Source organism: Aliivibrio sp. SR45-2 (genome assembly GCF_963890165.1).
In the GTDB taxonomy this organism is placed as follows: Bacteria; Pseudomonadota; Gammaproteobacteria; order Enterobacterales; family Vibrionaceae; genus Aliivibrio; species Aliivibrio salmonicida.
In genome coordinates, this window is record NZ_CAWPRC010000212.1 from 1 (window position 1) to 8,726 (window position 8,726).

Sequence of the window (8,726 nt, forward strand, 5' to 3'; positions counted from 1 at the left end):
AATCTTGGTAAATCAATTCTTTACCAATTAAAGCGAAGCGTTGACAAAGATCGTGTAACAAATGCATCAACACGATTTGCTACACTCGGCGTTGTCAGTTTGCCTTTAGTTTCAGTGATTAAGGCGTAAAAATTCAGTTAAGTCTGTATCGTAGCAAACGTGTTATGCAGGCGTTATACATTATTCAAATATAGTATATTTGTCTTTATGATTTAAAGGAATGAGATATAATTCTGCTTTCGGTTAAAGGCTAGTACTAAAATGATGAAAGTTAATTTGGACGTTGTAATAAATAGTCCTAAAAATGAAATTGATATGCAATATGGTTTGGAGACACTTAAAGGAACTTCAGATGTAGTTAGTATAGCGGCTGAAGCTATTCTACGTTCTCGTGTTCCAGAAAAAAGAACACATAAGAGTGATGCAAGAACAGTTTTGAAGCAATCATTTACTGGTTCATATGGACATCAATTCTCGATCGAAGTTGAAGATAGAGTATTACAAAGACGGTTACGAAAAATTGGTAATGATATCTTTTTAGAAGTGCTCAGTTATTTTGTCATGGAAGCTCTTTATCTTGAGTCTGGAGACCTTAGCCCAGAAGCTGAAAGTGTAGTCGAAGAACTGTCTGAGATATCTGATAAATTAATTGATAGACTAAAAGAACCACTAGTTGATACTCATAAAATTGCGAATTATTTTAATTATGATATTAAAATTCGACAAAGAAAAAGAGGACTGGTTGAACCAAAGCAACTATTATTACTAAATAAAGATACAGCACGAAATATTACAGAAGCAGTGCGCTCAGATATAGAAGAAGATATGGATGTAGTTATAGTTCGTTTTCACTCTATTACTGGTAATGGTCGGTTTTATATAAAAGACAAACAAGAAATAGAATCCTTTGGTTTTGCTAGTAAAGTTAGAGCAGTTAAAGAGAAAATGCGAAAGGCTATTTCATCAAATTTACATAAAAATAATACGGTTCCTCCTGAAAATGGTGAATTTATGAAGATTAAAGTCAAAAAAGTAACTTTACCTAAAGGTAAAGTTATTAAATATCTAATAACTGGTGTGTATGTATGATGCTTAAAAGAATAGTTTTTGTATCAGTTGCAGCTATCGCTATCGCATGGCTCTCTTATTGGTATAATTTTAGCTATTTGCATTCATATGTAATATCAAAGAATCCTGGTGATTGGGGTGTTTTAGGTGACTTTTTAGGTGGTGTGTTAAATCCAATTTTAACATTTTTTACGATTGTATTGCTTGTCAGCTCTCTGAATCTCCAAAGGGAATCTAATAATCATTTAAAATTAGAAATTGAAAAAAGCGAACACTTTGAAAAAATTCGTTCATTTGAATCAAGGTTTTTTAATATGATTGATTCTCAAAAAGTGTTGTTTGAAAGTTTTAAGTTAGAATTTGTTGATTCAGTTCGGCATTCCTCTTCAGCTGTTAATGAATTGGAATCAATACTTATTGATATTAAGCAAGCGAATGGTTCTATCTCTCAAATTAAAAGGGCGATTGAAGCTTTTGATGATAATGATCAAATATTTTCAGTGACGAGGACATTTTGCATTATAGTAAAAAATATTAATGAAAAAATATCATTGGATAATGATTTTACATTAAAAGATAAAATGGATTATTACGAGACCCTTATTAACTTTACTGACTATTCCCTTTTCAAGTTAATATTAATATCTAGTAAATATTTGGAATATAAAAATCTAGATGTAATCAACCATAAAGATTTTCAAGATGTGTTGGAAGCTATTGGTGTTAAAGATTATTTAGATAAAATTTAACTTTTACCTAAATGAATCATAATGTATAACAAATGCATCAACACGATTTGCTACACTCGGCGTTGTAGGTTTCTTTTGGTTTACCGTATTAAGTGGTAAATTTAAGCTTAATCTACATGGTAGCAAACGTGTTATGCAGGCGTTATAAGCACCGATTTATTAAGGTTATTTGAGCCAGAGGTAAAGGTTTGAAATTTTCTACGCGTTCAGCGAAAGATAATGATTTTGAGTTCTTATTTGAACTTAAAAAGGCGGCTGAATTTGAGCCAATTAAGGCTGTATTTGGTTGGGATGATAAAGTCCAACGTGAAATGCATCAAGATGAATGGGATGAAGAAAAACCAACCATCATTGAAATATCAGGTGAAGCGGTAGGTAGCTATTTGCTTCAAAACAAAGGCGACCATTTCTATTTTTGCCGTTTCTTTTTATTGCCAAATTTTCACGGGAAAGGAATCGGAAGTCAGATTTTAAGTCAATGTTTAGAGTTTGCTGATAGCGAAAATAAGCCAGTAAAATTGTGTTATTTACAAGGTAATCGGGTAGGCGGTTTATATCGTAAATTTGGTTTCCAAGTAACATCAGAAGATGCTCAATTTATTCATATGAACCGTGTGAGAATGTGCTTATAACAAATGCATCAACACGATTTACTACACTCGGCAATCTCAGTTTGCCGGGTGTTTCTCGTTTTAAGGCGTCAATTTTAAGTATAATTGCATAGTAGTAAACGTGTTATGCAGGCGTTATAACGTTTTTGGGATTATATTCTAATTTGAAGTCGCTCGAATAATATCTAGAAGTAGGCATCGCTTTATTCTTTTTGTAGTAATTTCTTTTTTGAGCAATAAGTGTTCAAATCTAATTAAAAGGACTTGTTATGAATAGCGTAAAAACACCTAAAATCTTCCTCTACTCAATATTGTTACCAATTATCTGGATTGCATTTGGTCTTACAATAGCAACATTTCTTCCAAGCGTACAACTTGGCGCCGCTGGATTAGTGATTATTCTATATGTGACTATAACTTTAATATGTCTTCATTTTACTAAATCCTATCCTCGTCAATTTACTAAAAATGAAAAAATACGTTTAACCGCTTATTTTATTTTGTGGGCAAGTTTGTGTGAGTCATTGGTCGTTTTATCATTAGGGCAAATGGAATTAAACAAATTGTTTTTCATTCTTGGATTCACCGTAATTGTAGATGCAATCCTAATAAGTCTAGGAGTTCACTTTATCAGTAAGCGAATGATTAAGATGTTTTTAAATCAATCAATGAAAGCTGTAAATAAAACAGAATAATGTAAATTTAATTTCGAAGTACGCTGTTAATGCACGTTATAACAAATGCATCAACACGATTTGCTACATTCGGCATTCTAGGTTTCTTTGAGTTTACTGTGTTAAGTGGTAAATTTGGGCTTAATCTGTATGGTAGCAAACGTGTTATGCAGGCGTTGTGCGTACTGAGTCCGAAATTTTTTGCACGGTTCATCAATAGGATCGCAGCTTTCGTAGTTTTGGCTTAGTAAGCGTTCCTTTCTTCTTTGTTGCCTTTGGTTTCCGTTATTATCAGGTTCGGCAAATTAGCCCTTATTTCTCTAAGTTCAGGCGTTTCAGAGGCTAATTTACGCTTCAATTGTTCTTTGGTTATGCCTCATTTTATTCTGCATCAATGTTTTCCTCGCAGCATTTTCAATCCCAATTGTGGCGAGTGTATTTGGTTTTTCAGTTTCAAACTTGCTGAAACCAAGTCGTTCAAATGGTGTGAAAAATGTATTTGTTTTCTATTTACTTTATCTCGCAATTTAAGAACATTTTGTTCGCTTAATTGGCATTGGTAAATTAGAATCAGGGCTTAGAAAATCTTGGCAGGGCAGTTCTTTACCAAGCTGGCCAAGCCGAAAGTAAGCACGCACAACAATCGCATCAACACGATTTATTACATTCGGCGTTCTGGGTTTGTCTTTAGTTTTGTGATTAAGGCGGTAAAATTCAGGTTGGTTTGCATAGTAATAAACGTGTTATGCCAGCGTTATGTGTTCAAGAAAATTCGAATAATCAATATAATAGAGTAGTCAGATGAAGCTAGAAAAATTAATAATTGAAAATTTTCGTGGTTATAAAGGGAGAATTGAAATCTCACTTGATAACCTAACCGCCCTCATTGGTCGAAATGATGTAGGTAAAACTACAGTTCTTGATGCTTTAGGTGTCTTTTTTGGTCATAAATTATGTAAATATGATATTAGTGATAAATGCGTTTATTCTGGTGTTGATGATGATGTAATTATCGGCTGTGTATTTTCTGGAATTCCAGATAACCTTATTTTGGATGCAAGTTCTCAAACTACACTAAATGATGAATTTTTACTCAATGAAGATGGGCAATTAGAATTACATAAAATTTTTAAAAAAGGTAAAGGTGCAGGGGCAATTCATGCGTATTGTCGTCACCCATCAGTTAGAGATGCTAAAGGTATATTATTAAAAAAGAATGATGAACTAAAAGCTATCGCAGAGCGTTTATCTATTGATGTTCAAGATCGAAGATCTAACGTTATTTTACGACAAGCAATCTATAACGAAAAAGGGGATTTAAGATTAACAAACCAACTGGTAGCCTTAGCTAAGGAGGATGGGAAAGCAATATGGGAACAAATTCAATCTTATCTGCCACATTTTGCTTTGTTTCGAGCTGATCGTCCAAGTACAGATGATGAGTCAGAAGTTCAAGATCCAATGAAAGCTGCTGTGATTAACGCTCTTGGTGAAATAGAAGAAGATTTAAATTATATAAAAGATAAAGTTAAAGAAAAGGCATTGGCAGTAGCAATAAATACTATTAGCCATTTAAACGATATAGATTCAAATTTAGCACAGCAATTATCACCTGAATTTAAAACAGAACCAAAGTGGGATAGCATTTTTAAACTATCTCTAGTTGGTGATGATGGAATTCATATAAATAAAAGAGGGAGCGGAGTTCGTAGACTTGTTCTTATTAGTTTCTTTAAAGCTGAAGCTGAACGAATAAAGAATGAGAACTCTGGTCGTGGAGTGATTTATGCAATTGAAGAGCCTGAAACATCTCAACATCCTAATAATCAGAGACTATTATTAGAGGCATTTAGTGATTTAGCTAGTCTTGAAAATTGCCAAGTCTTACTTACAACACATGTCCCAGCTTTAGCTGGTCAATTACCATTAGAAAGTATCAGGCATATTCATCGAAATGACAGTGGGGATTTAGTTGTTACCCAAGAAAATGATAGTGTATATGAATATATAGCAAGGGATTTAGGAGTATTACCAGATAGCCGTGCTCAAGTGTTCTTATGTCTTGAAGGCCCAAATGACGTTAACTTCTTTAAGGGAATGTCTCGTATTCTGCTACGCGATGGTGTCGATGTTCCAGATTTAAATAACGACCCTAGAATTGTTCTACTTCCTCTTGGAGGCTCAACACTTAAGGATTGGGTAAATTTCCATTATTTAAGGCATATAGGTAAACCTGAAGTTCATATTTATGACCGCGATACAGACACACCACCTGCATATCAACAAGCTTGTGATCGTGTTAATAGTAGAAATGATGGTTCAATAGCTTTCTTAACTAGTAAGCGTGAAGCCGAAAATTATCTTCATGTAGATGCAATTAAACAAGCATTTCGACTAGAAGTTGATTTAGAAATCGATTCTCAAACAGATATCCCGAATCTTCTAGTTGATCATACTCCTTATAAAGAAAGTAATATAAAGAAAAAATTAAATAGTCGTGCCGTTTCTAATATGACCTTAGAACTTCTCGAAGAGGTTGATACAAATGGTGAGGTGCTTGAGTGGTTTAATGCAATTGGCTCAAGGATCAACTAATGTGTAACAATCACACATAACAAATGCATCAACACGATTTACTACACTCGGCATCTCAGGTTGTCGGGTGTTTCTCGTTTTAAGGCGTTAATTTTAAGTATAATTGCATAGTAGTAAACGTGTTATGCAGGCGTTGTGCGTACTGAGTCCGAATTTTTTGCACGGTTCATCAAAAGGATCGCGGCTTTCGTAGTTTCGGCTTAGTAAGCGTGAATTTCTTCTTTGCTGCCTTTTGGTTTTCATTTCATCAGGTTCGGCAAATTAGCCCTTATTTTCCTAAATTCAGGCGTTTCAGAAGCTAATTCACGCTTCAATTGTTCTTTGGTTATGCCTCATTTTAGCCTGTATCAGTGTTTTGTTCGCAGCATTTTTGATCCCAATTGTGGCGAGGATATTTGGTTTATCAGTTCCAAATCTGCTGAAACCAAGTCGTTCAAATGGCGTAAAAAGTATATTTGTTTTCCATTCACTTTATCTCGCAATTTAAGAACATTTTGTTCGCTTAATTGCCATCGGTAAATTAAAATCATGGCTTAGAAAATCTTGGCGGGGCAGTTCTTTACCAAGTTAGCCAAGCCGAAAGTAAGCACGCACAACAATCGCATCAACACGATTTATTACATTCGGCATTCTGGGTTTGTCTTTAGTTTTGTGATGATGGCTGTAAAATTCAGGTTGGTCTGCATGGTAATAAACGTGTTATGCCAGCGTTATACGAACTCTGAGAATACAGTTTTTTGGTTCAGTTTAGCGATTGAACCATTAGTTTTTTAGGTGTGAAAGTAGGGTGGTTTTCCTTTTTCTTTGTTGCCTTTTTGTGTTCGTTTCATCAGGTTCGGCATTGAACTATTATTGTCCCAAATTCAGGCGTTTCAGAGACTAATTTACGCTTCAATTGTTCTTTGGTTATACCTCATTTTAGCCTGTATCAGTGTTTTCCTCGTAGCATTTTCAATCCCAATTGTTGTAATGGTAATTGGTTTATAAGCACCAAATTGGTTGAAACCAAATCGTACAAATGGCGTAAGAAAAAAGGATTGTTTCGTTTCACAGTTATTGCCGTTGATTGGATATTTTGCTCGCTTAATTGAGCCAGTCTAATTAAACTCAATTTACAGCAAATCTTGGTAAATCAGTTCTTTACCAATTTTATCGGAGCGAAAGCAAGGCTCGTATAACAAAGCAATCAACACGATGCTATTTACATTCGGCATTCGCGGTTTAGAGTATAATTGGTTTTGTAAGTCAGTCTTTCGCACGTGTTATTGCGGCGTTATACCGTTTCTTTTTGCGTCAAATACCTTGAAATTACGCCAATAGCCACAATATATAAATGGTTAATATTTTAAAGGATTAAATTTTGAAAACTATATCTGTAAAACCTGGTGATGTTCTTGTATCAGATTTTGGTGTTTACCAACATTGGTCTATTGTTACTGACAAAGTATGTACTAAAGGAACACCGCTATTAATATCCGCAACACAAAGAAATGGGACAGTTCAAGAAGAACCTTGGCATGATGTTACCCAAGGTAAAAAGACCTACGTTACAAACGCTAAATTTTCTAAACCTATATCTGAGGTGTTATCGGATGCTAGGTCTCAAATTGGTCTATGGCCTTATTCCGTAACATCTAAGAACTGTGAGCACTTTGTTAAGTGGGCAACAGGATTAAAGGTAACATCTACACAGGTTACTGCCGGTGTAGTAGGCGCTGGTGCAGGAATAGCTTTAGTTGGTCTATGTTCCGAGAATCCTAAATTTGCAAAATTTCTAGGTTGGTCAATTTTACTTGGTGGTTTAGCTGTCTTAGGGGCGAAAGCTGTTGAAAAAGTAGATTAAGTAACGGTATAACAAAGCAATCAACACGATGCTTATTACACTCGGCATTCGCGGTTTAGAGTATAATTGAGTTTGGTAAGTAAGGCGTTCAGCACGTGTTATTGCGGCGTTACACGAACTCTAAGATTGCAGTTTTTTGGCTTAGCTCAGCGATTGAGCCATTAGTTTTTTAGGCGTGAAAGTAGGGTGGATTTCCTTTTTCTTTGTTGCCTTTTAATATTCGTTTCATCAGGTTCGGCAATTGACCATTTTTGTCAAAAGTTCATGGATTTCAGAAACCAATTCACGCTTCAATTGTTCAGGGTTTTGCCTCATTTTAGTCTGCATCAGTGTTTTTATCGCAGCATTTTCAATCCCAATTGTGGTTAGGGTATTTGGTTTATCAGTTCCAAACTGGCTGAAACCAATTCGTACAAATGGTGTAAGAAAAAGGGATTGTTTCGTTTCACAGTTATTGTTGTTGAAATGATATTTTGCTCGCTTAATTGAGCCAGTCTAATTAAACTCAGTTTACAGTAAATCTTGGTAAATCAATTCCTTACCAAGTTAATAGAAGCGTTGACAAAGATCGTGTAACAAATGCATCAACACGATTTGCTACATTCGGCGTTGTCAGTTTGCCTTTAGTTTCAGTTATTAAGGCAGTAAAATTCAGGTAAGTCTGCATGGTAGCAAACGTGTTATGCAGGCGTTATGTTGTTTTTTAGCTATCAATTAAGGTAAGGCTAGATAAATGTTTGAAAGTAATATTGGTTTTACTGATGATTTTGATTGTATGGTGTCCGTTTTTTCAAAAAAAGGAACCCTTGTTGGTGAGGGTAAGCTTGTGCTATCACCTAAAAGAATTCCAAAGGTTGAGTTTGATTATCATGTAAATATTTCACAATTTACAAAAAATACTTTTTTTAAATGTACTTCACAAAAAGGTAATTTTACTTTTCTTAGTTGTGAGGTTATGAATAATTGCATATTTCCCAAGGTTGTTGTTAAGGGAGAAAAGAAAAGTTGTAAATTCAAGAAAGTAAGTGTTTTATTACAAGGAATATCTGAGTGGATGGACTCCACTGGTCAGTTTTCTATTACAGATAACGAAATATCTCGGACTAGAGAAAAGAAGACATTTAAGTCAAATATAGTTGTAAATGGAAAAAGAATAACAATTTCTAATGAGCATTGGTGCCAAACA

7 protein-coding genes are annotated in these 8,726 nt (G+C 34.6%); all 7 read left to right on the top strand.

What is annotated here, in order from left to right; genetic code table 11:
* Nucleotides 1–261 precede the first annotated feature (261 nt).
* Nucleotides 262–1,089, top strand: coding sequence for a hypothetical protein (locus tag AACV33_RS20030; RefSeq protein WP_182700591.1), 828 nt, complete (start codon nucleotides 262–264; stop codon nucleotides 1,087–1,089).
* Nucleotides 1,086–1,817 (top strand): hypothetical protein, encoded by a 732-nt coding sequence (locus tag AACV33_RS20035; RefSeq protein ID WP_063658207.1) that lies wholly within the window; start codon nucleotides 1,086–1,088, stop codon nucleotides 1,815–1,817. Before AACV33_RS20030 ends, AACV33_RS20035 begins: the two co-directional genes overlap by 4 nt.
* Nucleotides 1,818–2,005: 188 nt before the next feature.
* Nucleotides 2,006–2,449 (top strand): GNAT family N-acetyltransferase, encoded by a 444-nt coding sequence (locus tag AACV33_RS20040; protein ID WP_065596743.1) that lies wholly within the window; start codon nucleotides 2,006–2,008, stop codon nucleotides 2,447–2,449.
* Nucleotides 2,450–2,697: 248 nt separating this feature from the next.
* Nucleotides 2,698–3,123 carry a hypothetical protein gene (locus AACV33_RS20045; protein WP_065600793.1) on the top strand — a complete coding sequence of 142 codons (426 nt, stop codon included), beginning with the start codon at nucleotides 2,698–2,700 and terminating at the stop codon, nucleotides 3,121–3,123.
* 780 nt (nucleotides 3,124–3,903) lie between these two features.
* Nucleotides 3,904–5,697 carry an ATP-binding protein gene (locus AACV33_RS20050; RefSeq protein ID WP_182700592.1) on the top strand — a complete coding sequence of 598 codons (1,794 nt, stop codon included), beginning with the start codon at nucleotides 3,904–3,906 and terminating at the stop codon, nucleotides 5,695–5,697.
* Nucleotides 5,698–7,057: 1,360 nt separating this feature from the next.
* Entirely contained in the window at nucleotides 7,058–7,540 is a 483-nt protein-coding gene (locus AACV33_RS20055) for a lecithin retinol acyltransferase family protein (protein ID WP_061005965.1), read from the top strand.
* A 733-nt stretch (nucleotides 7,541–8,273) separates the two neighbouring features.
* A partial coding sequence (locus tag AACV33_RS20060) for a hypothetical protein (protein WP_182700593.1) occupies nucleotides 8,274–8,726 on the top strand: 453 nt, incomplete at its 3' end.